General features: G+C 70.5%; 15 protein-coding genes. 10 read left to right on the top strand and 5 right to left on the bottom strand.

Annotation, left to right across the window (positions count from 1 at the left end):
* Positions 1-16: 16 nt before the first annotated feature.
* From CEK68_RS12555 to CEK68_RS12520, 8 genes are all read left to right on the top strand, one after another.
* A complete protein-coding gene (locus tag CEK68_RS12555; protein WP_043091784.1) occupies positions 17-748 on the top strand; it encodes an aldolase/citrate lyase family protein in 732 nt (243 codons plus the stop codon).
* A 79-nt stretch (positions 749-827) separates the two neighbouring features.
* Entirely contained in the window at positions 828-2,906 is a 2,079-nt protein-coding gene (locus CEK68_RS12550; protein WP_152239599.1) for a TonB-dependent siderophore receptor, read from the top strand.
* 251 nt (positions 2,907-3,157) lie between these two features.
* Positions 3,158-4,384, top strand: a complete 1,227-nt coding sequence (locus CEK68_RS12545) for a siderophore biosynthesis protein PvsA (protein WP_152239580.1) — start codon at positions 3,158-3,160, stop codon at positions 4,382-4,384.
* The gene (locus CEK68_RS12540) at positions 4,381-6,177 is read left to right on the top strand and encodes an IucA/IucC family protein (RefSeq protein ID WP_152239579.1); all 1,797 of its coding nucleotides are present in this window, start codon (positions 4,381-4,383) and stop codon (positions 6,175-6,177) included. The genes CEK68_RS12545 and CEK68_RS12540 overlap by 4 nt, the downstream gene beginning before the upstream one ends.
* Positions 6,174-7,346, top strand: coding sequence for an MFS transporter (locus tag CEK68_RS12535; protein WP_148828138.1), 1,173 nt, complete (start codon positions 6,174-6,176; stop codon positions 7,344-7,346). The genes CEK68_RS12540 and CEK68_RS12535 overlap by 4 nt, the downstream gene beginning before the upstream one ends.
* Entirely contained in the window at positions 7,324-9,081 is a 1,758-nt protein-coding gene (locus tag CEK68_RS12530; protein WP_152239578.1) for an IucA/IucC family protein, read from the top strand. The genes CEK68_RS12535 and CEK68_RS12530 overlap by 23 nt, the downstream gene beginning before the upstream one ends.
* Positions 9,078-10,331 carry a type III PLP-dependent enzyme gene (locus CEK68_RS12525; protein WP_148828140.1) on the top strand — a complete coding sequence of 418 codons (1,254 nt, stop codon included), beginning with the start codon at positions 9,078-9,080 and terminating at the stop codon, positions 10,329-10,331. Before CEK68_RS12530 ends, CEK68_RS12525 begins: the two co-directional genes overlap by 4 nt.
* A 54-nt stretch (positions 10,332-10,385) precedes the next feature.
* Complete coding sequence (locus CEK68_RS12520; RefSeq protein WP_152239577.1) at positions 10,386-10,709, top strand: PsiF family protein; 324 nt, start codon at positions 10,386-10,388, stop codon at positions 10,707-10,709.
* A 590-nt stretch (positions 10,710-11,299) separates the two neighbouring features.
* Here the strand turns inward: CEK68_RS12520 and CEK68_RS12515 are convergent.
* Both CEK68_RS12515 and CEK68_RS12510 read right to left on the bottom strand, forming a co-directional pair.
* Positions 11,300-12,397 carry a sterol desaturase family protein gene (locus CEK68_RS12515; protein WP_152239576.1) on the bottom strand — a complete coding sequence of 366 codons (1,098 nt, stop codon included), beginning with the start codon at positions 12,395-12,397 and terminating at the stop codon, positions 11,300-11,302.
* Between the two features lie 102 nt (positions 12,398-12,499).
* Positions 12,500-13,738: an MFS transporter gene (locus tag CEK68_RS12510; RefSeq protein WP_152239575.1), complete on the bottom strand. Its 1,239-nt coding sequence runs from the start codon at positions 13,736-13,738 to the stop codon at positions 12,500-12,502.
* Between the two features lie 93 nt (positions 13,739-13,831).
* On the opposite strand from CEK68_RS12510, the gene CEK68_RS12505 reads away from it, so the two are divergent.
* Complete coding sequence (locus tag CEK68_RS12505) at positions 13,832-14,599, top strand: helix-turn-helix transcriptional regulator (RefSeq protein ID WP_226977872.1); 768 nt, start codon at positions 13,832-13,834, stop codon at positions 14,597-14,599.
* A 25-nt stretch (positions 14,600-14,624) separates the two neighbouring features.
* Here the strand turns inward: CEK68_RS12505 and CEK68_RS12500 are convergent, their stop codons facing one another.
* From CEK68_RS12500 to clpB, 3 genes are all read right to left on the bottom strand, one after another.
* Entirely contained in the window at positions 14,625-15,911 is a 1,287-nt protein-coding gene (locus CEK68_RS12500; RefSeq protein ID WP_152239574.1) for an O-acetylhomoserine aminocarboxypropyltransferase/cysteine synthase family protein, read from the bottom strand.
* A gap of 658 nt (positions 15,912-16,569) precedes the next feature.
* A complete protein-coding gene (locus tag CEK68_RS12490) occupies positions 16,570-17,526 on the bottom strand; it encodes an HAD-IA family hydrolase (RefSeq protein ID WP_226977871.1) in 957 nt (318 codons plus the stop codon).
* Positions 17,526-20,111 (bottom strand): ATP-dependent chaperone ClpB, encoded by a 2,586-nt coding sequence (gene clpB / locus CEK68_RS12485; RefSeq protein ID WP_152239573.1) that lies wholly within the window; start codon positions 20,109-20,111, stop codon positions 17,526-17,528. Before clpB ends, CEK68_RS12490 begins: the two co-directional genes overlap by 1 nt.
* A gap of 218 nt (positions 20,112-20,329) precedes the next feature.
* On the opposite strand from clpB, the gene CEK68_RS12480 reads away from it, so the two are divergent.
* Positions 20,330-21,034: a glutathione S-transferase gene (locus tag CEK68_RS12480; RefSeq protein WP_152239572.1), complete on the top strand. Its 705-nt coding sequence runs from the start codon at positions 20,330-20,332 to the stop codon at positions 21,032-21,034.
* Positions 21,035-21,432: the final 398 nt, after the last annotated feature.

Below are 21,432 nucleotides of genomic sequence, written 5' to 3'. Positions count from 1 at the left end.
CCGCGCGCCCTCCCCCATGGCCTGCAAGATCGGGTTGCTCAACTCCGTGCCCAGTGCCCTGCTGTGCGAGATGTTCGGGCATGTCGGCTACGACTTCGCGGTACTCGATCTGGAACACGTGCTGCGCTCGCCCGCCGAGCTGGAACATGCCATCCGCGCCTGCGAGCTGGGCGGCTGCGAACCGTGGGTGCGCGTGCCCGAGGTCGATGCCAAGCTGATCGGCCGGGTGCTCGATGCCGGCGCCCGCGGCGTGGTCCTGGCCGGGCTGGACAGCGCCGAGCAGGCCGAGCGCGCGGTCGCCGCCGCGCACTTCCCGCCGCACGGCCGCCGCGGCATCACCGGCGGCCGGGTCACCGGCTTCGGCAGCGTGGCCCTGGCCGACTACATCGCCGGCAGCCGCGCGCGCCTGCGCGTGATCCCGATGATCGAGAGCGCCGCCGGCGTGCGCGCCCTGCCGCAGATCCTGCAGGTGCCCGGCGTGTCGCTGGTGATGGAAGGCGCGCTGGACCTGGCGCTGGACCTGGGCGTCGGCCCGCAGCCCACCCATCCGCAGGTCTGGGAACAGCTGCTGGCGATCGACGCGGCCTGCCGCGCCGCCGGCATTCCGTTCTGCCCCAATCCGCGCGACGCCGCGCAACGCGCGCACTGGCTGGCGCAGGCGGATCTGCAGTGGCTGTTCGCCGGCGAGGACCGCGCGCTGCTGCAGGCCGCGTTGCGCCAGCGCGCAGCCGACCTGCGCAGCCCCTGACCGTTTCGTTCCTGTTGGAGTCGTCGCCTTGATCGCTTCGCTATCCCCTTCGCTGCTGGCCGTCGCCCTCGCCGCCGCCATGCTCGCTCCCACCAGCGTGCGCGCCGAGGACACCCCGCCCGACGCCGACGCGCAGGCGCGGATCCGCCAGCTCGACGCGGTGCAGGTGCAGGGCAGCCTGCTCGGCCGCTCCACCGTCGAGGACGTGCAGCACTACGCCGGCAGCCGCCAGGTGATCGACAGCACGCAGCTGCGCACCGGCGCCAACCGCTCGCTGGACGACGCGCTGCAGAAGGTGCCGGGCATCAAGGTGTTCGACGAGACCGGCACCGGCGCGCTGCCGCAGATCATGCTGCGCGGCCTGTACGAGAGCCGCAGCGGCCGCGTCCAGGTGCTGGAGGACGGCATTCCGCTGGCGCTGGCGCCATACGGGCAGACCAGCCTGTCGCTGTTCCCGGTCGGCCTGAACCAGATCGACCGCATCGACATCGTGCGCGGCGGCGCGGCGGTGCAGTACGGCCCCAACAACGTCGGCGGCGTGATCAACCTGATCAGCCCGGACATCCCCACCACCTGGACCACCACGCTGGGCCAGAAGGTCACCGCCGGCGGCGTCGGGCATTACCTGAGCGACACCGCGATCAGCACCGGCGGCTATGCCAGCGACACGTTCGGTCTGCAACTGGACGCCAACTGGACCAAGGGCGACTACTGGCGCGAGCACAGCGCCACCGACATCAAGAACCTGCGCCTGCGCGCGGAATGGTGGCTGGCGCCGGACAAGCTGCTCAAAGCCAGCGTGCAGCGCTACGTCGCCGACATGGACATGGCCGGCGCCTTGTCCGTCGCCGACTATCTGCGCGATCCGCGCCAGTCGACGCGGCCGCTGGACGAATTCACCGGCCGCACCACCCGCGCCTCGCTGGTCTATCAGCAGGACTTCGGCGATGTGGGGCCGTTCCAGGACCTGCGCCTGGACTGGAGCAACTTCAGCGCGCGCAGCAGCCGCAACTTCATCGTCGGCATGCGCTCGGCGGCCAGCGAGACCTGGCGCCCCGACCTGCCGCCGCAACTGCGGCAGAGCGCCCCGCGCGATTTCCGCGTCTACGGCAGCGAGCCGCGGCTGAGCTGGACGATGGGCGACGGCGCGGTGCGCCAGCAGTGGACGCTGGGCGCGCGCGCGATCAACGAGGACATCGACTTCCTGGTCGGCAACACCCGCCTCAGGGACGGCCTGTACACCCTGGTGCGCGACTGGCGCTTCAAGGACCGCGGCGCGGCGGCCTACGTGAGCGACGCGATTTCCCTGGCCGACGGCCGCGTCACCGTCACCCCCGGCCTGCGCTACGAGCAGGTCGATTCGCGCTACTACAACCTGGCCAGCGGCGCGCGCACGCGCAACAAGACCGACGACGTGCTGCCCGGCCTGACCCTGGGATTCCAGGCCAGCCCGCAGTGGTACCTGTACGCCGACGGACAGCGCTCGCTGCGCGCGCCGCAGGTCACCCAGATCATCTTCGGCGACAACCTCGACGCCGAACTGGCCTGGAACTACGAAGCCGGCGCACGCTACCAGCCCAATGAGCGCACCCGCGTGCAGTTCGGCGGCTACCTGATCGACTTCGACCAGCAGATCCAGCTCGACAACACCACGCGCACCTACCGCAACCTCGGCAAGACCCGCCACCAGGGCGGCGAAGTGGAACTGCAGTGGAGCCCGGCGCAACTGCGCGCGCTGACCCTCAACGCCGGCTACGCCTACCTGGATGCGCGGCAGGAATCGGGCGTGTACGACGGCCTGCGCGTGCCCTACACCTCGCGCAACCAGCTCACCCTCGGCGCGTCGTACCGGCCCGAATCCGGTCATACCACCGTCGCCGTTTCCAGCTATTACTTCAGCCGCGCCTTCAGCGATGCGGCCAACACCGTGCAGGAGAACGCGATCGCCTCGATCGGCGAGCTGCCGGCCTACTGGGTGTGGAACGCGCAGCTGAGCCAGGTGCTCAGCGAAGGCGCCAGCGGCAAGCTCAGCGCGTCGCTGGCGGTCAACAACCTGTTCGATCGCAAGTACTGGTACCGCGGCATCGACACCAGTCCCTGGGGCCGGCAGCCGGCGCCGGGCCGCAGCGTCACCGTCGGCCTCGAGTACACGTTCTGATCCACCGCCGGCGTCGGACGACGACGCCGGCCGCCGCACCACCGCGCGCCAGCACGGCGCGCCGCCGCCCGCGGGAGACGCGGGCACCTGCAGCGGACGCAGCCGCGTCCTTCCCCTACCCAGCGCGCGCCCGATGCGATGCGCCAGGCAACCACGCGACCCTGCCGCAGCCGCGGCGCATGCCTCCCGTGTCCGCCTCCGCGCGGCCGCGCCGGCGGCGTGCGTGCGCCTGCGCCCGACGAGACCCGCACATGACCTCGCACGACGCTCCCCTGCTGCTCCTCAGTCACGTCTGCCACCCGGCGGTGACCGATGGCTTCCTCCCCGCCGCGCAGCGCCTGGGCGTGCCGGTGCTGCTGCTGACCGACCACCGCCACGCGCACCTCGACCAGTTCCGCCGCCATCCGCCGGCCGCACCGGTGCAGGTGCTGGAGTGCGACGTGTTCAATCCGCTGGGCGTGCTCGACCTGCTCGGCAGCCTGCCGCAGCCGCCGCGCGCGGTGTTCAGCAACAGCGACCACCTGCAGACCAGCGCCGCCGTGGTCGCCGCCGCGCTCGGCGTGCCGGGCAAGGAGTGGCAGGTCTGCTACGCGGCCAAGAACAAGGCGGCGATGCGCCAGCGGCTGCGCGCGCTCGGCCTGCCGGCGCCGTGGTTCTGCAGCCTGGCGCCGGGCGCGATGCCGCCGGCGCAGGCGCCCTGGCCGCTGATCGCCAAGCCGCGCGAAGGCGTGGCCAGCCTGGACGTGCGCCACTGCGCCGACGCGGCGGCGCTGCAGGCCTACCTCGATGATTTCTGGCAGCGCCACCCGCAGCGCAGCGTGCTGCTGGAGAGCGTGCTGGAGGGTCCGCTGTTCACCCTGGAAACGCTAGGCGACGGGCGCACCCTGCAGCCGATCGGCGGCTTCGACGTGCAACTGTCGGCGCCACCGCATTTCGTCGAATGCGAGGCGCGCTGGCGCAGCGCCATCGACACCCCGGTGCTGCAGCAGGCACTGACGCAACTGCAGGCGTTCGGCATCGGCTTCGGCGTGTGCCACAGCGAGTTCATCCTCACCGCCGACGGCCCGGTGCTGGTGGAGATCAACTACCGCAGCATCGGCGACGGCCGCGAATTCCTGCTCGACCGCCTGTTCGGCGGGCACTGGTTCGACAGCGTGCTCGGCCTGCACCTGGGCCGGCCGCTGCCGGCGCTGCAGGCGCGCCGCGCGCAGGCGCTGGTGCGCTACTACGTGGCCGAGCACGACGGCAGGCTGGCGGTGGCCAGCGCCGACCACGCCAGCAGCGACGCGCACTGGGAAGCACGCTACCGCCGCCTGCGGCAACCCGGCGACGCCATCCGCCTGAGCCACTCCAACAAGGATTACCTGGGCGTGCTGGACGTGCTCGCCGACACCGCGTCGGACCTGCAGCAGGCGCTGGCCCGCACCGAGGCGTCGCTGCACTGGCGCATCGACACCACCACCGGAGTGGCGGCATGAGCCAGGACGCCGACCGCCGCTACATCGACCTGCGCGTGATCGACGCCTGCCTGCGCGAAGACCTGCGCGGCATCGTCAGCCGCGGCGCCGCGGCCACGCCGCCGCCGGCGGTGCTCGCCGCCTGGGCGCAGGCGCCGCTGCCCGCGGACGCCATCTGGTGGCGCATCGCGCACCTGCCCGACGGCGAACTGTGGCTGCCGCTGCGCCGCGCCGGCTACCTGCAGACCGTGAGCGCCTGCAGCGACGGCTGGGTCCTGCAAACCGGGCAGCACAGTGTCTGCGAATCCGGCGCCGCGCAGTGGCTGGCGCGACTGGGTGCCGGGCTCGACGCGGAGACCCAGGCGCTGCACCGCGCCTATGTCGAGGAAGCCGAGTGCGCGGTACGCCAGCGCGCGCTCGCGCGGCAGGCCTACGCGCAGCAACGGCCGCTGCTGGCCACCGCGCTGGACGCCGCCGATGCGCACGAGCGCGCCTACCGCTGCGAACAACTGGCCAGCCACCGCGACCATCCGTTCTATCCCAGCGCACGCGCCAAGCTTGGCCTGGACGATGCCGACCTGCCGCGCTACGCACCGGAGTTCGGCCCCAGCTTCGCGCTGCGCTGGCTGGCGCTGCCAATCGCGCAGGTCACCCAGACCACGCCGCCGCCGGCGTTCTGGCCGCGCCCGAGCATGCTCGGCCTGGACCCGGCGCTGGACGCCGACCATGTCGCCTGGCCGCTGCACCCGCTGATCTTCGCGAGGCTGGGCGAGGACGGCTTCGCCCTGCCGGACGGCGCGATCGCCGCGCCGCAGCCGTGGCTGCAGGTGCGCCCGTCGCTGTCGCTGCGCACGGTGATTCCGCTGGCGTTTCCGGATCATCATCTGAAGCTGCCGGTGCCGATGCGCACGCTCGGCGCGCTCAACCTGCGCCTGATCAAACCGTCCACGCTGTACGACGGTCACTGGTTCGAACGCGTGCTGTGCGACCTGGCCGCGCACGATCCGGCGCTGGGCGAACGCTACCTGCACGTGGACGAGGCGCATGCCGGCCATGTCGGCGAGACACGCCACCTGTCCTACCTGCTGCGCCGCTATCCGGCGTTGCCGGAGGCGACCCTGGTACCGGTGGCCGGCCTGTGCGCGACGCTGCCCGATGGCCGACCGCTGGCCGCGCACCTGGCCGACCGCTTCCATGGCGGCGACCTCACCGCCTGGTGGGACAGCTACCTGGCGCTGATGTGCCAGGTGCACCTGCGGCTGTGGCTGCGCTACGGCATCGCGCTGGAGGCCAACCAGCAGAACAGCGTGCTGATCTACGCCGCCGGCCGCGCGCCGCGGCTGCTGATGAAGGACAACGACGCGGCGCGGGTGCTGCTGCCGCGGCTGTACGCGCAACGGCCGGCGCTGGCCGCGCTGGGCACCCCGCGCGACGCGCGTATCGTGGTGCAGGACGACGCCGCGCTGGCGCGGATGTTCTGCACCATCATCCTGCAACTGGATCTGCAGGCGGTGCTGGAAGGGCTGGCGGAATGGCAGCCGGGACTGCGCGCCCCGCTGTACGCACTGCTGCGCGCGCGCCTGCACGGCACCCTGCGCGCGCTGCGTGAGGACGGCATCGACACCGCCCCGGCGCAGGCGCTGCTGGACGCGCCCACGCTTCCGGTGAAGTACCTGCTCAGCGCCGGCAGCCTGCTCGGCAAGCAGATCACCGGCGCGGCGGACATCAACAAGTTCTACGGCGACAGCGCGCCCAACCTGCTGCGCGAGGATGCGCTGACGGCGCGCGCGGTCGCGGCCGGGGCGGCGCGATGAAGCGCCTCCTCGGCCCGGTGCTGGCCGCGCATTATCTGGCCGCCTTCACCGCGCTGGGCATGCCGCTGTTCCTGCCGCAGGTGCTGCAGCAGCTCGCGCCGGGTGCGGCGATCGGCTGGAGCGGCGTGCTGTACGTGCTGCCGACGCTGTGCACTGCGCTCACCGCCAGCACCTGGGGCCGGCTGGCCGACCGCTATGGACGCAAGCGCTCGCTGCTGCGCGCGCAACTCGGCCTGGCGCTTGGCTTCCTCATGGCCGGCTTCGCGCCGAACCTGGGCTGGCTGGTCGTCGGCTTGGTCGTGCAAGGCGCCTGCGGCGGCTCGCTGGCCGCGACCAACGCCTATCTCAGCAGCCAGGCGCAGCGTGGCTCGCTGGCGCGGGCGCTGGACTGGACCCAGTTCTCGGCACGCCTGGCGATGGTCACCGCACCGGCGCTGCTCGGCCTGGCCACCGCGCTGGGGCCGGCGCAGTCGCTGTACCGCTACCTGGCGCTGCTGCCGCTGCTGGCCTTCGCGCTGAGCTGGCGGTTGCCGGCCGATCCGCCGCGCGCGCCGGCGGCAGTCGCATCCACACCCGCGATGCCGCAGGCGGATGCGGCGCAGCGCCGCCAGCGCTGGGCGCTGTGGACCACGCAGTTCCTGTTCTGTTTCGCGATGGTGGTGACCTTTCCCTACTTCCTGCCGTATGCGCAAGCGCACGGCATCGGCAGCAGCGCGGTCGCCGGCCTGCTGTACAGCCTGCCGCACCTGGTCTACCTGGTGCTGATGCCGTGCTGGCGCGGTCGCGACCACCGCATGTCGCCGCTGCCGGCGGGGCTGGCGCTGTTCGCACTGGCCTGCCTGCTGCAGATGGCGCCGCCGGCGCCCGGCTGGTTGATCGCCGCGCGGCTGCTGTTCGGCCTGGGCATGTGGATGGCGCTGCGCGGCCTCAACCGCAGCCTGGCCGAGGTTGCCGGCGGGCGCGGCGCGGGTCAGTTGTTCGGCCGCTTCGATGCCGCCGGCAAGTACGCCGGCGTCGCCGGCGGCGCCCTCGCCGGTGCCCTGGTGCAAGGCCATGGCCTGGCCGTTCCCTTCCTCGCCGCCGCCGCGGCCGCCCTGCTGGCGCTGCTGCCGGCCCTGATGCTCACGTCCGTTCGGAGAACCGTCCATGTCCCCGTTGCCGATGCATGACCCGTGGTACGACAGCCTGGCGCAAGCGCAGGCGATCACCTGCTGGCTCAACTGCTACCTGCGCGAAGTCGCGCTCGGTCGCGGCCTGGCCGACTTCGACTATCGCGGCCTGGACCGGCCCGGCATCGCTGCCGCCGGCGAGCGCTGGCTGCGCCTGCGCCTGCCCTCCGGCGCCACGCTGTGCGTGCGCCTGGCGCATGCCGACGGCCTGGGCCGCTGCCGCTTCGCCTCGGCGCCCTACCTGAAGGCCGACGGCCGTCCGTGGCACTGCCTGGACGCAGAGGCGCTGGTGCGCCTGCTGCTGCAGGAACTCAGCGAAGGCGAGCACGCGCCCAACCTGGAACTGCTGGCGCAGAGCGCCAACAGCATCGCCATCACCGCGCAGTTGCTGCGCCAGGCCGACGCCGCCCAGCCCACCGGCGAGACGCTGATCGATGCCGAGCAGTCGATGCTGTGGGGCCACGCCTTCCATCCCACGCCCAAGAGCCGCGAAGGCGTGCCGCTGGAGCAGGTGCTGGCCTGCGCGCCGGAAGCGCGCAGCGCCTTCCCGCTGTTCTGGTTCCGCATCGATCCGCGCCTGTATCGCGCACAGGGCGATGACGTGCGCGCGACGCTGGCGCAGGCTGGCGGCGGCGCCGACCTGTACCCGTGCCATCCGTGGGAGGCCGAGCGCGTGCTGGCGCATCCGCTGCTGCGCCAGGCGCAGGCGCGCGGCTGGATCGAGCCGCTGGGCGAACGCGGCCTGGCGCTGCGCCCGACCTCGTCGGTGCGCACGCTCTACCACGCCGAGCTCGATCATTTCCTCAAGCTGTCGGTACACGTGCGCCTGACCAACTGCGTGCGCAAGAACGCCTGGTACGAACTGGAAAGCGCGGTGGCGCTGACCCGCCTGCTGGCGCCGGACTGGCAGGCGCTGGCACAGCGCGTGCCCGGCTTCAACGTGCTGCTGGAGCCGGCCGCCACCGATCTGGACTTCTCCGCGCTGGACGCCGATGCGCAGGCCTGCCGCGAGCTGGGCGAGAGCTTCGGCGTGCTGTACCGGCAGGCGATCCCGGCGGCGCAGCGGGCACGCTATCGCCCGCAGGTGGCCGGTGCGCTGTTCACCAACGATGCACGCGGCCAGCCGGCTTGCGCCGCCGCACTGCAGACGCTGGCGCAGCGCAGCGGCAGCAGCCTGGAGGCGGCCACCGCGGCCTGGTTCCGCGCCTATGCGCGACTTCTGCTGGATGGCGTGTGGAGCGCCTGGTTCGGCTACGGCATCGTGCTGGAGCCGCACCTGCAGAACACCGTGATCGGCTGCGAGGACGGCCTGCCGACACAGGTGTGGATCCGCGACCTCGAAGGCACCAAGCTGCTGCCGTCGCGCTGGCCGGCCGCACGCCTGTCGGGCATGTCCGAGACCGCGCGACAGTCGCTGTATTACAGCGCCGAACGCGGCTGGAACCGCATCGCCTACTGCGCGCTGGTCAACAACCTGGCCGAAGCAATCTTCCACCTCGCCGACGGCCACGACCGCCGCGAACGCCAGCTGTGGCAGATCGTCGGCGACATCGCGCGCAGCTGGCAGCAGCGCCACGGCACGCAACCGGCACTGCAGGCCCTGCTCGACGGCGCGCCGCTGCCGGCCAAAAACAACCTGCGCCTGCGCCTGCTGCAGCGTGCCGACCGCCATGCCGACTACAGCTTCCTGCCCAACCCGATCGGCAGCGCCGCGCTGCGGCAGGCGGCGGCATGAGCCTGCGCATCGATCCCGCACCACTGCACGCGGCGCTGGCGCAGTTGCGCACGCAGGCCGACGGCCCGGTCTGCGCCTACGTCTACGACCTGGCCGCGCTGCAGGCGCATGCGGCGATGCTGCGCGCGCACCTGCCGGCCGAGTGCGAGCTGTTCTATGCGGCCAAGGCCAACGCCGAGCCCCCCGTGCTGCGCACGCTGGCACCGTGGGTGGACGGTTTCGAGGCGGCCTCCGGCGGCGAACTGCAATGGCTGCACACGCACCAGCCGGGCCGTCGACTGCTGTTCGGTGGCCCCGGCAAGCTCGATACCGAACTGCAGCTGGCCGCCAGCCTGCCCGACTGCAGCGTGCACGTGGAAAGCCTGGGCGAGCTGCAGCGACTGGCGCGCATCACCGCGTCGCGCACAGGCCCGTTGTCGGTGTTCCTGCGCCTGAACATCGTGGTGCCGGGCATGCAGGACACGCGCCTGGTGATGGGCGGGCGACCCTCGCCGTTCGGCCTGGACGTGGACGACCTGGATGCCGCGATGCAGGTGCTGCGCGGCGCGAGCGGGCTGCGCCTGGACGGCTTCCACTTCCACCTGCTGTCGCACCAGCGCGATGCGCAGCTGCAGTTGCGGCTGATCGCGCACTACCTGCAGACCGTGCAGGGCTGGCGCCAGGCCTACGCGCTGGGCCCACTGACGGTGAATGCCGGCGGCGGCTTCGGCGTGGACTACGCCGATCCGGCGGCCTCGTTCGACTGGGCCGCGTTCTGCGCGGGGTTGCCGGCGCTGCTGCGCACGCACGGCCAAGGTCTGCGCCTGCGCCTGGAGCCGGGCCGCTATGTCAGCGTCGCCTGCGGCTGGTACCTGATGGAGGTGCTGGACATCAAGCGCAGCCATGGCGCGCAGTTCGCCGTCGGCCGCGGCGGCACCCATCATTTCCGCACGCCTGCCGCGCAAGGCCACGACCATCCGTTCCTGGTGCTGCGCGGCACCCAGCCGCCGGTGCTGCGCGATGCGCGGGTGACCCTGGTCGGGCAACTGTGCACGCCCAAGGACGTACTGGCCCGCGACCAGCCGGTGGCCGCACTGGCGCCGGGCGACTTCCTGGCGTTCCCGCTGGCCGGCGCCTACGCCTGGAACATCTCGCACCAGCAGTTCCTGATGCATCCACCGCCACAGATGCTGTTCCTCGACGGGCCGGCGCAGGCCGCCGACGCCTTGCCGCAGCGCCGCATTGCCGACTCGGCCGCCGCCGCGTCATGATCCGGTCACCCGTGCCGGCGCACCCTGCCGGCACATCCAACCGGAGCTGCCGCCATGACCCGTTCCGCCCGCTTCGCCGCCACCTGCCTGCTGCTGAGCTTCACCGCCGCCCCACTGCTGGCCGCCGCCGCGACCAAGCCGCAGACCGCACAACAGACCCTGATGGCCAAGTGCTCGGCCCAGAACAAGGGCAAGAAAGGCGATGAGTACAAGAGCGCGCAAAAGGCCTGCCTCAGCGGCGGCACCGCGCCTGCAGCCGGCAACGCTTCGCAGCAACGGATGAAGGACTGCAACGCGCAAGCCGCGACGCAGAAACTGCAGGGCGACGCCCGCAAGACCTTCATGAGCGGTTGCCTCAAAAAAACAGTGAGCCAGTAAGCCCCTCTCCCCCCGGCGACCGAAGGAAGTCCCGTGGGAGAGAGGTTGGGGTGGGGGTACGGCGCGTAGCGTCTCGCGGTGTTTGGGGGCACGAGGCTGCGCCCTACCCTCATCCGCCCCTTCGGGGCACCTTCTCCCAAGGGGAGAAGGGAAAAGCCGAGCCCCTCTCCCCCCGGGAGAGGGGTTGGGGTGAGGGTACGGCGCCTGGCGTCTCGCGATGTTCGGGGGCACGAGGCTGCGCCCTACCCTCATCCGCCCCTGCGGGGCACCTTCTCCCAAGGGGAGAAGGGGGAAAAGCCGAGCCCCTCTCCCCCGGGAGAGGGGTTGGGGTGAGGGTACGGCGCCTGGCGTCTCGCGATGTTCGGGTGCACGAGGCTACGCCCGTACCCTCATCCGCCCCTGCGGGGCACCTTCTCCCAAGGGGAGAAGGGAAAAGCCGAGCCCCTCTCCCCTCGGGAGAGGGGTTGGGGTGAGGGTACGACAGCCAGCGAAGCCAGCAAGGACCGGCATTGCCAACCGCCACCGCTCTTACGAATCCCTGCTTTCCACAGCCGAACGGCTGGTCATCCCGACTCTCCAATCCCGGCCCTTCAACCATTCGACGCCGGCGTAGAAGCCGCAGCCGCAGGCGGCTCGACATGCAGTGGCAAACCAGCATGATCCACCGGAATCGGCGCATAGTCCTCGCCGAACGCCACTTCGCCCGGCGTCCATCCTGAGCGGCGCCGCACCGCACCCCAGAAGCGCTTGAGCCCTTCCAACTGCAGCGCCACCAGGCCCAGCTCGTTGTCGCGGTCCACCATCGGGTCGCCCACGCCGGTCGGCCGCACCGGCTCGCCGTACAGCGCGGTGCCGAACAGCACGTCCCAGAACGCGAACACCTGGCCGAAGTTGCAGTTGTGCAGCCCCGGTCGCTCCGGGTCCACGCGCATGTGGTGCAGGCGGTGGAACGGCGGATCGACCAGGATCTTGTCGAGCACCGGACCGAAGCCGAACCGGGTGTTGGCATGCGACAGGTTCTGCACCAGCTCGCCGAGCAGCATCAGCCAGGCGAACTCGTCGGCCTCGATGCCGAACGCGATGCCCACCGCGGCCAGCACGAACGACTGCAGCATGCCGTCCAGGTAGTTGCTGCGGTCGTTGGCCCAGCAGCTGAGCTGGCGCTGGCTGTGGTGCATGCTGTGCATCGCCCACCACCACGGCATCCAGTGCTGCACCCGGTGCATCCAGTAGTAGGTGAAGTCGTAGGCCAGGTAGTACAGCGCGAACAGCGCCAGCGGATGCCGGTCCAGCCACGGCCAGGCATGGCGCAGGCCGGTCTCCGGCGCCGCCGCGGCGTTGGGGTCGGCGCCGCCCAGCGCGTTCACCACCGGGGTCAGGATCAGGAACGAGAACAGCGGGAACACCCCGATCAGCATCAACCAGGTGTAGTGGAAGTCGATCCGCGCCAGCCGCCGATGTTCCCAGCGCTCGGCCGGCCACAGGCTCTCCAGCGGCCGGAACAGCACGCCGATGATGGACAGCTGCAGGGCCGCCACCAGCAGCGAGGCGGCGATGTCGTGCGGATCGTCGCTGAGCCCGGTCAGGTGCAGCGCCGCCAGCAGCGGCGCCACCGCGTGGCTGGCGACCAGGTCGACCAGCGTGGACCAGGCGTGGGCAATGGACGAGACCATGGCGATGACAGGCATGCGAAGACGGCGATGGGGGCGCGACGGCCGGCGCGACAGCATGCGGCCGCTGGCTTTCGCCAAGCTGTCCACGCCGGCCGATGCCGGCCACGCGCGGTCGTGCTAGTGCGTCGCGACAGCGTCGGGTCGCCGGCCCGGCAGCAGCGCGGCGACGCTGCCCAGCAGCGGCAGGAACGACATCACCTGGTACACGAAGACGATGCCGCGATGGTCGGCGAGCAGGCCCAGCACCGCCGCGCCCAGCCCGCCCATGCCGAAGGCGAAGCCGAAGAACAGCCCGGAGATGGTGCCGATGCGGCCGGGCATCATTTCCTGCGCATACACCAGGATCGCCGAGAACGCCGAGGACAACACGAAGCCGATCAGCACGGTCAACGCGGTGGCCGCATGCAGGCCCACGTGCGGCAGCGCCAGCGCGAACGGCGCCACGCCCAGGATCGACACCCAGATCACCGGCTTGCGGCCGATGCGGTCGCCGACCGGGCCGCCGATCAACGTGCCCAATGCCGACGCCAGCAGGAACGCGAACAGGTGCAGCTGCGCGCTCTGCACCGAAATGCCGAAGCGCTGGATCAGGTAGAACGTGTAGTAGCTGCTCAGCCCGGCGATGTAGAAATACTTGGAGAAGATCAGCAGCAGCAGGATGCCGACGATGCGCACCACCGTGGCGCGCGGCAGCGCCGGCACCGCGGCGACCGGCCGCGGCGCCGCGCGCGCGGCCTGCAGGTGCAGCGCGTACCAGCGCCCGACGTAGGACAACAAGGCGATGCCGAGCAACGCCGCGCCGCCGAACCAGGCCACGCTGTGGCGGCCGTTGGGCACGATCACCGCCGCGGCGATCAGCGGCCCCAGCGCGGTGCCGGTATTGCCGCCGACCTGGAACACCGATTGCGCAAGACCATGGCGGCCGCCCGAGGCCAGCCGCGCGATGCGCGAGGATTCGGGATGGAAGATCGCCGAGCCGATCCCGACCAAGGCCGCCGCCAGCAACACCATGCCGAAGCTGGGCGCATAGGCCAGCAGCAACAACCCGCACAGCGTGGAACTCATGCCCATCGGCAGCGAATACGGCGCCGGTCGGCGATCGGTGCGCAGCCCGATCAGCGGCTGGAACAGCGAGGCGGTGATCTGGTAGGTGAGAGTGATCAGCCCGACCTGGGCGAAGCTGAGCTGGAACTGGCCCTTGAGCACCGGGTACAGCGCCAGGATCAGCGACTGCATCATGTCGTTGATCAGGTGCGAGGAGGTGATCGCAGCCAGAACGCCGGACGCGACCTTGCGCAGGGCGACGGGAGCGGCGGGAGAGGCAGCAGCGGGCGCGGCAGGACGCAGCGTGGACATGGCGGGACAGGCATTGCCGGGAGTGCGTGCATGGTAGGCTGCCCTGCCCCGACCTTCTTGCGCGACATGCCCAGTAACCATCGCAAAAAGGACATGCTGGTGCCGCGCGCCGGCCGCAATGCGGACGACGCGCCCGCCGACGTGGTGTGCAAGGCCGTCGACTACCCGCCCGACAGCGCCATCGCCCCGCACCGGCATGCGCGTCATCAGTTGATCTACGCGGTCTCCGGCCTGATGGTGGTACGCTCGGGCCAGGGCCACTGGGTGGTGCCGAGCACGCGCGCGCTGTGGATCCCCGCCGGCACCGAGCACAGCGTGCGCTGGATCGGCGTCCTGCGCATGCGCAGCCTGTACATCCGCCCCGCCGCCATCGCCGGCATGCCAGACACGCCGACGGTGATGGCGGTGGAGCCGCTGCTGGAAGCACTGATCCGCAGCGCCGCGGAGATCCCCTGGGACCACGCCGCCGACTCGCGCGACGGGCGGCTGATGCGGCTGATCCTGGACGAACTGCATGCCCTGCCGGCGCTGCCGCTGTACCTGCCGCAGCCGCGCGATCCGCGCCTGCTGCGCATCGCCGCCGCGCTCGACGCCGACCCGGCCGCTCCCACCACGCTGCACGCCTGGGCCGCGGCGCTGGGTGTGGACGTCAAGACCATCCAGCGCCTGTGCCAACGCGAACTGCAGATGCGCTTCGGCCAGTGGCGCCAGCAACTGCGCCTGCTGCGCGGGCTCGAACGGCTGGCCGCCGGCGACCGCATCATCGACGTGGCGCTGGAGCTGGGCTACGACAGCCCCAGCGCGTTCACCGCCATGTTCAAGCGCCAGTTCGGGCAGCCGCCGAGCCAGTTCTTCCGCTGAGCACGCGTGCAGCCCGCGGCGTGGCTCAGGCCTGCGCCAGCGCCTGCTGCAGGTCGGCGAGCAGGTCGTCGATGTGCTCGATGCCCACCGACAGCCGCACCGTATCCTCGCTGACGCCGCTGCGCTGCAATTCCTCGGGCGAGAGCTGGCGATGCGTGGTGGACGCCGGATGCGTGGCCAGCGACTTGGCGTCGCCGATGTTGACCAGGCGGGTGAACAGTTGCAGCGCATCGAGGAAGCGCGCGCCGGCGGCGCGGCCGCCGCGCAGGCCGAAGGTCAGCACACCCGAGCCGTGGCCGCGCAGGTACTTTTGCGCCAGCGCGTGCTCGGGATGGTCCGGCAGGCCGGCGTAGTTGACCCACTCCACCTTGGCCTCGCCCTGCAGGTGCCGCGCCAGCGCCAGCGCGTTCTGGTTGATCCGGTCCATGCGCAGCGGCAACGTCTCGATGCCCTGCAGGATCTGGAACGCGTTGAACGGCGACAGCGCCGCGCCGGTGTTGCGTAGCGGCACCACCCGCGCGCGACCGATGTAGGCAGCCTCACCCAGCGCCTCGGTGTAGACCACACCGTGGTAGCTCACGTCCGGCTCGTTGAGGCGGCGGAAGCGCTGTGCGTGCGTCGCCCACGGGAAGCGCCCGGAATCGACGATCGCCCCGCCCAGGCTGGTGCCGTGGCCGCCCAGGTACTTGGTCAGCGAATGCACCACGATGTCGGCGCCGAAGTCGAACGGCCGCAGCAGGTACGGCGTGGGCACGGTGTTGTCGACGATCAGCGGCACGCCATGCGCGTGGGCGATGGCGGCCACCGCTTCCAGGTCGGTGACGTTGCCGCGCGGATTGCCGATCGACTCGACGAAGATGGCCTTGGTGCGCTCGTCGATCAACCCGGCGAACGCGCCCGGATCGCGGTAGTCGGCGAAGCGGGTCTGGATGCCGGACAGCGGCAGCGTATGCGCGAACAGGTTGTAGGTGCCGCCGTACAGCGCGCTGGAGGAGACGATGTTGTCGCCGGCCTCGGCGATGGTCTGGATGGCATAGGTCACCGCCGCCTGCCCGGAGGCCACCGCCAGCGCGCCGATACCGCCTTCAAGCGCGGCGATGCGCTGCTCCAGCACGTCTGTGGTGGGGTTCATGATGCGGCTGTAGATGTTGCCCCGCACCTTCAGGTCGAACAGGTCGGCGCCGTGCTGGGTGTCGTCGAAGGCATAGGCCACAGTCTGGTAGATCGGCACCGCCACCGCGCGGGTGGTCGGATCGGGACGATAGCCGCCGTGCACGGCGATGGTTTCCAGCTTCCAGTTCGGGTCGGACATGGACGGATCTCGGCAAGAGGAGCCGAGACGATAGCGCCCTGCGTGGCAGCGAATGCAAACCCGCGGTTATGAGGCCATGACGCCGGGTTGTCAGCCCACCCGGTGCGGACGGCGCGCGGGCACCCGGTATGATGGGCCGGCCAGCCCGCCGGGATGCTCACCCGATGCAACGCGCCGCCATCCGCTCGATTCCGCTGCTGCTCTTCGCCCTGCCAGCGTTCGCGCGGGCCGCGCCGCCGCCGTCCTATGCGATGGAACAGTGGAGCCAGCCCTACACTTGCGAGGCGCAGCACCAGCGCTATCTGGCCGATCCCGAACAGGATTCCAGCGTGCCCGCGCACGTCATGATGCAACGCTACCTCGGCGTGCTCGACGCGGTGATCGCTGGCGACGAGGCGGCGTTGACCTTGCGCCATCTCTGCGATCGGTTCGACCTGGATTTTTTCCCCGGCATGCTGCCGCCGCCGTATGCCGAACCGTGGAATCCCTCGCCGCGGCCACCGGTCGGCAACGTCTTCGCTGCTTTCGTCGACGCCGCCGGCATGGCGTTCACGCAAGAGGTCGAAGCGAAGTACTTGCCCGACCGGGCCTCGCTCTCGCTTTCCATCAGTTCCAAGGAAGATGCGCCCGTGGCTGCGGGCAGCGGGCTCGGCTACCGCTATCGCGACATGGGCGACGCCTGCCCGCTGCGGCTAGGGCAACTGGCCGACAGGCTGGCCGCCGCCGGATTCTCGAAAGAGTACTTCGCTGTCGAGCCGCCACCACCGCAATACGCCGATACCGACTTTGGCGTCGGCGCCAGTTTCCAGCGCGACAAGCTTGCCGTGGGGGCCACCCTGCAAGGTACGTTCGCCGCGCAACGCGCACACCCCGAGGCGGCCTGCGTAGCAGGCATCACGCTGTCCCTGGAGAAGTAGGCGCACGCACTGCTGCCGGAGGGAACGCCGACCTTGGCGCGCCGATCCGTCGCGGCATGCAGCGCGCCATGGGCCAACAGCCAGGCACGCAACGCCTCGGCATCGACATAGCCCTCGGCACGCAGGCCCAAGGCGCACGCAGCATCGACGTTGATCGTCGCATCGTCGACGATCAAGGCCGCGTCCGCCTTTACGCCGAGCCGCGCCAGTGCATGCAGGAAGATCGCCGGCTCGGGTTTGATCGCACCGACCTCGCTGGAATTCACCACCGCATCGAACGCGTCGGCGATGCCGAGCGCCTGCAGGTCGTGCGACAGGCGCGAGGTGGCGTTGCTCAGCAGCACCACGGGCATGCGCTGGCGCACCTGACGCAGCAGCGCCAGCACCGGCGGGTTGAGCCGCGCCGCCGTCGGCGCGGACCAGGCGTCGACCAAGGCCGCAACGTCGGCCCCGTGCGCGAGCGCGGCGAGGCGCGCGGCCACCTCGGCCCGCCATTGCGCATCGAGCGTCGCACCGCGAATCGCCGGCTCCAGCAGCGCCGGCGCGAATGCCACCGCGCGCAGACTGCCCGGCGGCACGCCGTGCGCGCGCTCCAGCGCCGCATCGTCGTCGGGCCACAGCCGCAGCACTCCGTCCATGTCCACCAGCAGGGCGCGCGCCGCCGACACAGCGGAACGCGCCTGCGCGATGGAACCCATCAGGCCTTCTCGAACACCAGCTTGCCGCCCTCGGCCTCGACCTTGATGGTGTCGCCGCTGAGGAACTGGCCGGACAGGATCTGCTGCGCCAGCGGGTTCTCCAGTTGCGACTGGATCGCGCGCTTGAGCGGACGCGCGCCGTACACCGGGTCGAAGCCGACATTGCCGAGCAGCTCCAGCGCGCGCTCGCCCAGTTCGATCTTCAGCCCGCGCTCGGCCAGGCGCTTCTCCAGGCCATGCAGCTGGATGCGCGCGATCGACTTGATCTGCGCCTTGTCCAGCGGATGGAACACCACGATGTCGTCCAGGCGGTTGATGAACTCCGGGCGGAAGTGCGCCTGCACCACGCCCATCACCGCCGCCTTCATCTGCGTGTAGGCCTCGGCGCTGCCGTCGCCGCTCAGCTCCTGGATCTGGTGCGAGCCCAGGTTGGAGGTCATCACGATGACGGTGTTGCGGAAGTCCACGGTACGCCCCTGGCCATCGGTGAGGCGGCCGTCGTCGAGCACCTGCAGCAGGATGTTGAACACGTCGCTGTGCGCCTTCTCGACTTCGTCGAGCAGGATCAGCGAATACGGCCGACGCCGCACCGCCTCCGTCAGGTAGCCGCCTTCCTCATAGCCGACATAGCCCGGAGGCGCACCGATCAGCCGCGCCACCGAGTGCTTCTCCATGAACTCGCTCATGTCGATGCGGATCATCGCGTCGCTGCTGTCGAACAGGAACTCGGCCAGCGCCTTGCACAGCTCGGTCTTGCCGACGCCGGTGGGGCCCAGGAACAGGAACGAGCCGCTGGGCCGGTTCGGATCGGACAGGCCGGCGCGCGAGCGGCGCACCGCGTCGGACACCACCTTGATCGCCTCTTCCTGGCCGACCACGCGCTGGTGCAGTTCGTCCTCCATGCGCAGCAGCTTGTCGCGCTCGCCCTCGAGCATCTTGTTGACCGGGATACCGGTCCAGCGCGACACCACCTCGGCGATCTCCTCGGCGGTGACGCGGTCCTGTACCAGCTTGAAGTCGTGCTGTTCGGCCTCGTTGGCCGCGGCCAGCTGCTTCTCCAGGTTCGGCAGCAGGCCGTACTGGATCTCGCTCATCTTGGCGTAGTCCTGGCGCCGCTGCGCGGCCTCCAGTTCCACGCGCGCCTGCTCGATCTGCTCCTTGATCTTGGTCGCGCCCTGCAGCGCGGCCTTCTCCGACTTCCACACCTCGTCCAGATCGGAGAACTCGCGCTCGAGCTTGTCGATGTCGCTCTCCAGGTCGGCCAGGCGCTGCCGCGAGGCCTCGTCCTTCTCCTTCTTCAGCATCTCGCGCTGGATCTTGAGCTGGATCAGGCGCCGCTCCAGGCGGTCCAGTTCCTCCGGCTTGGAGTCGATCTCCATGCGGATGCGGCTGGCCGCTTCGTCCATCAGGTCGATGGCCTTGTCCGGCAACTGGCGGTCGGTGATGTAGCGATTGGACAGCGTGGCCGCGGCGACGATCGCCGGGTCGGTGATCTCCACGCCGTGGTGCACCGCGTAGCGCTCCTTGAGCCCGCGCAGGATGGCGATGGTGTCCTCCACGCTCGGCTCGCCGACGAACACCTTCTGGAAGCGCCGCTCCAGCGCCGCGTCCTTCTCGATGTACTTGCGGTACTCGTCCAGGGTGGTGGCGCCGATGCAGTGCAACTCGCCGCGCGCCAGCGCCGGCTTCAGCATGTTGCCCGCGTCCATGGCGCCATCGGCCTTGCCGGCGCCGACCATGGTGTGCAGTTCGTCGATGAACAGGATGATCTGGCCCTCGTTCTTGGACAGATCGTTGAGCACGCCCTTGAGCCGCTCCTCGAACTCGCCGCGGAACTTGGCGCCGGCGATCAGCGCGCCCATGTCCAGCGACAGCACGCGCTTGCCGCGCAGGCCTTCGGGCACTTCGCCGTTGACGATGCGCTGGGCCAGGCCCTCGACGATGGCGGTCTTGCCGACGCCGGGCTCGCCGATCAGCACCGGGTTGTTCTTGGTACGCCGCTGCAGCACCTGCACGGTGCGGCGGATTTCCTCGTCGCGGCCGATCACCGGATCGAGCTTGCCGCTCTCGGCGCGCGCGGTGAGGTCGATGGTGTACTTCTCCAACGCCTGGCGCTGCTCCTCGGCGTTCTCCGACTGCACCGTCTCGCCGCCGCGCAGCTTGTCGATGGCGGCTTCGAGCTTCTTCTTGTCGGCGCCGGCCGCGCGCAGCGCCAGGCCCAACGGGCCGCCGTCGTCGGCCGCGGCCAGCACGAACCACTCGCTGGCGATGAACTGGTCGTTGTGCTGCTGCGCCAGCTTGTCGGTCTGGTTGAGCAGGCGACTGAGGTCGTTGCCCATCGACACGTTGCCGGGCTGGCCGCTGACCTTGGGCAGCTTGTCCAGCGCCTCGCCGAGCCGCTCGCGCAGCACCGGCACATTGACGCCGGCCTGCGCCAGCAACGGCCGGGTGCTGCCGCCGGCCTGGTCGAGCAGCGCCACGAACACGTGCACCGGTTCGATGATGGTGTGGTCGCGGCCCACGGCCAGCGACTGCGCGTCGGCCAGGGCCTGCTGGAAGCGCGAGGTGAGCTTGTCCATCCGCATCGGGAAGTCCTCTGAAGGAAAGGGCCGGCCGTGCCGGCATGCCAGCAAAATGCGGCTGTCCGCCCCTGTTTCAAGGCCGTCCGCGACGTCTGTATACACCTCGCGGGACGGCGGCGACGCGACGTGACGTCCGCCGCACTCCGGCACCGGGCAGTCACACGCCGCTACCGCAACGGCGGCTACCCTCGGCGCTCCCGTCCCCACGCACAGGCCCCGCCATGCACTACGAGCTCTACTACTGGACCGGCATCCAGGGCCGCGGCGAGTTCGTGCGGCTGGCGCTGGAGGATGCCGGCGCCGGCTATCGCGACGTGGCGCGCGAGCAGGGCGATGCGGCGATGCAGCCTTTCCTCGATGGCGCCCATGCCGGCGCGCGCCCGTTCGCGCCGCCGTTCCTCAAGGCCGGTCGCTTGGTGATCGCGCAGGTCGCCAACATCCTGCACTACCTCGGCCCGCCGCTGGGCCTGGTGCCGGACAGCGAATCGCGGCGACTGCAGGCCCTGCAACTGCAACTGACCATCGCCGACCTGGTCACCGAGGTCCACGACAGTCACCACCCGATCGCCAGCGCGCTGTACTACGAAGACCAGCAAGCCGAAGCGCGGCGCCGCGCCGAAGACCTACGCAAGCAACGGCTGCCGAAGTTCCTGGGCTATTTCGAGCAGGTGCTGGACCAGGGCGGCGGGCGCCACGTGCTGCGCGAGCATTCCTACGTGGACCTGTCGCTGTTCCAGTTGATGAGCGGGCTGGACTACGCCTTCCCGCAGGCGATGAAAAAACTCTCGCCGAAGCTGCCGCGGCTGCGCGCGCTGCAGCAGCGCGTCTGCGAGCGCCCGGGCATCGCCGCCTACCTGGCCTCGCCGCGGCGCCTGCCGTTCAACGAGAACGGCATCTTCCGGCATTACCCGGAGTTGGATGGCTGAGCGAGGCTGGACGTCCGGCGTCGGCCTGCCACGTCCGTTGAAAGAGCGCCGTCATACCGTGGTGATCTATGGTGTAGCGCGTCGGGACTGAAGTCCCTCCCACAAGGGCGCTTCAGGCGTGGCCATAGGCGCTTTCCTGCATGAGCGGCTCGAGGTGGCCTCGGGCCGCTCCTTGTATCTGGACATGTCGCCCCTAAACAGGCGTCATGTCTTCCGACTGATCATCGGAGGAGGTGCGGGAGGTCCAGTCGCTCCTAAAGCTTCGAGCTTGCATCGCAGATCGGCTCCGCCCTCCACATGCTGGCCCTTGGGCTCGCTAGTGGTGTCCTGAGTCTGTACCCCGTCATGACACTGACGCGACAAGGCAGGACTGCGCTCCTAGCCCACCATGATCGCGA

This window comes from Xanthomonas sp. LMG 12461 (assembly GCF_009192935.1).
Classification (GTDB): domain Bacteria; phylum Pseudomonadota; class Gammaproteobacteria; order Xanthomonadales; family Xanthomonadaceae; genus Xanthomonas_A; species Xanthomonas_A sontii.
This window is presented reverse-complemented; position numbering and strand designations above follow the sequence as displayed.

Bases quoted from the DNA above. Each gene is read 5' to 3' on its own strand.
- CEK68_RS12555 (WP_043091784.1), top strand. From the start codon at position 17: ATGGCCTGCAAGATCGGGTTGCTCAACTCCGTGCCCAGTGCCCTGCTG.
- CEK68_RS12550 (WP_152239599.1), top strand. From the start codon at position 828: ATGCTCGCTCCCACCAGCGTGCGCGCCGAGGACACCCCGCCCGACGCC.
- CEK68_RS12545 (WP_152239580.1), top strand. From the start codon at position 3,158: ATGACCTCGCACGACGCTCCCCTGCTGCTCCTCAGTCACGTCTGCCAC.
- CEK68_RS12540 (WP_152239579.1), top strand. From the start codon at position 4,381: ATGAGCCAGGACGCCGACCGCCGCTACATCGACCTGCGCGTGATCGAC.
- CEK68_RS12535 (WP_148828138.1), top strand. From the start codon at position 6,174: ATGAAGCGCCTCCTCGGCCCGGTGCTGGCCGCGCATTATCTGGCCGCC.
- CEK68_RS12530 (WP_152239578.1), top strand. From the start codon at position 7,324: ATGTCCCCGTTGCCGATGCATGACCCGTGGTACGACAGCCTGGCGCAA.
- CEK68_RS12525 (WP_148828140.1), top strand. From the start codon at position 9,078: ATGAGCCTGCGCATCGATCCCGCACCACTGCACGCGGCGCTGGCGCAG.
- CEK68_RS12520 (WP_152239577.1), top strand. From the start codon at position 10,386: ATGACCCGTTCCGCCCGCTTCGCCGCCACCTGCCTGCTGCTGAGCTTC.
- CEK68_RS12515 (WP_152239576.1), bottom strand. From the start codon at position 12,397: ATGCCTGTCATCGCCATGGTCTCGTCCATTGCCCACGCCTGGTCCACG.
- CEK68_RS12510 (WP_152239575.1), bottom strand. From the start codon at position 13,738: ATGTCCACGCTGCGTCCTGCCGCGCCCGCTGCTGCCTCTCCCGCCGCT.
- CEK68_RS12505 (WP_226977872.1), top strand. From the start codon at position 13,832: ATGCTGGTGCCGCGCGCCGGCCGCAATGCGGACGACGCGCCCGCCGAC.
- CEK68_RS12500 (WP_152239574.1), bottom strand. From the start codon at position 15,911: ATGTCCGACCCGAACTGGAAGCTGGAAACCATCGCCGTGCACGGCGGC.
- CEK68_RS12490 (WP_226977871.1), bottom strand. From the start codon at position 17,526: ATGGGTTCCATCGCGCAGGCGCGTTCCGCTGTGTCGGCGGCGCGCGCC.
- clpB (WP_152239573.1), bottom strand. From the start codon at position 20,111: ATGCGGATGGACAAGCTCACCTCGCGCTTCCAGCAGGCCCTGGCCGAC.
- CEK68_RS12480 (WP_152239572.1), top strand. From the start codon at position 20,330: ATGCACTACGAGCTCTACTACTGGACCGGCATCCAGGGCCGCGGCGAG.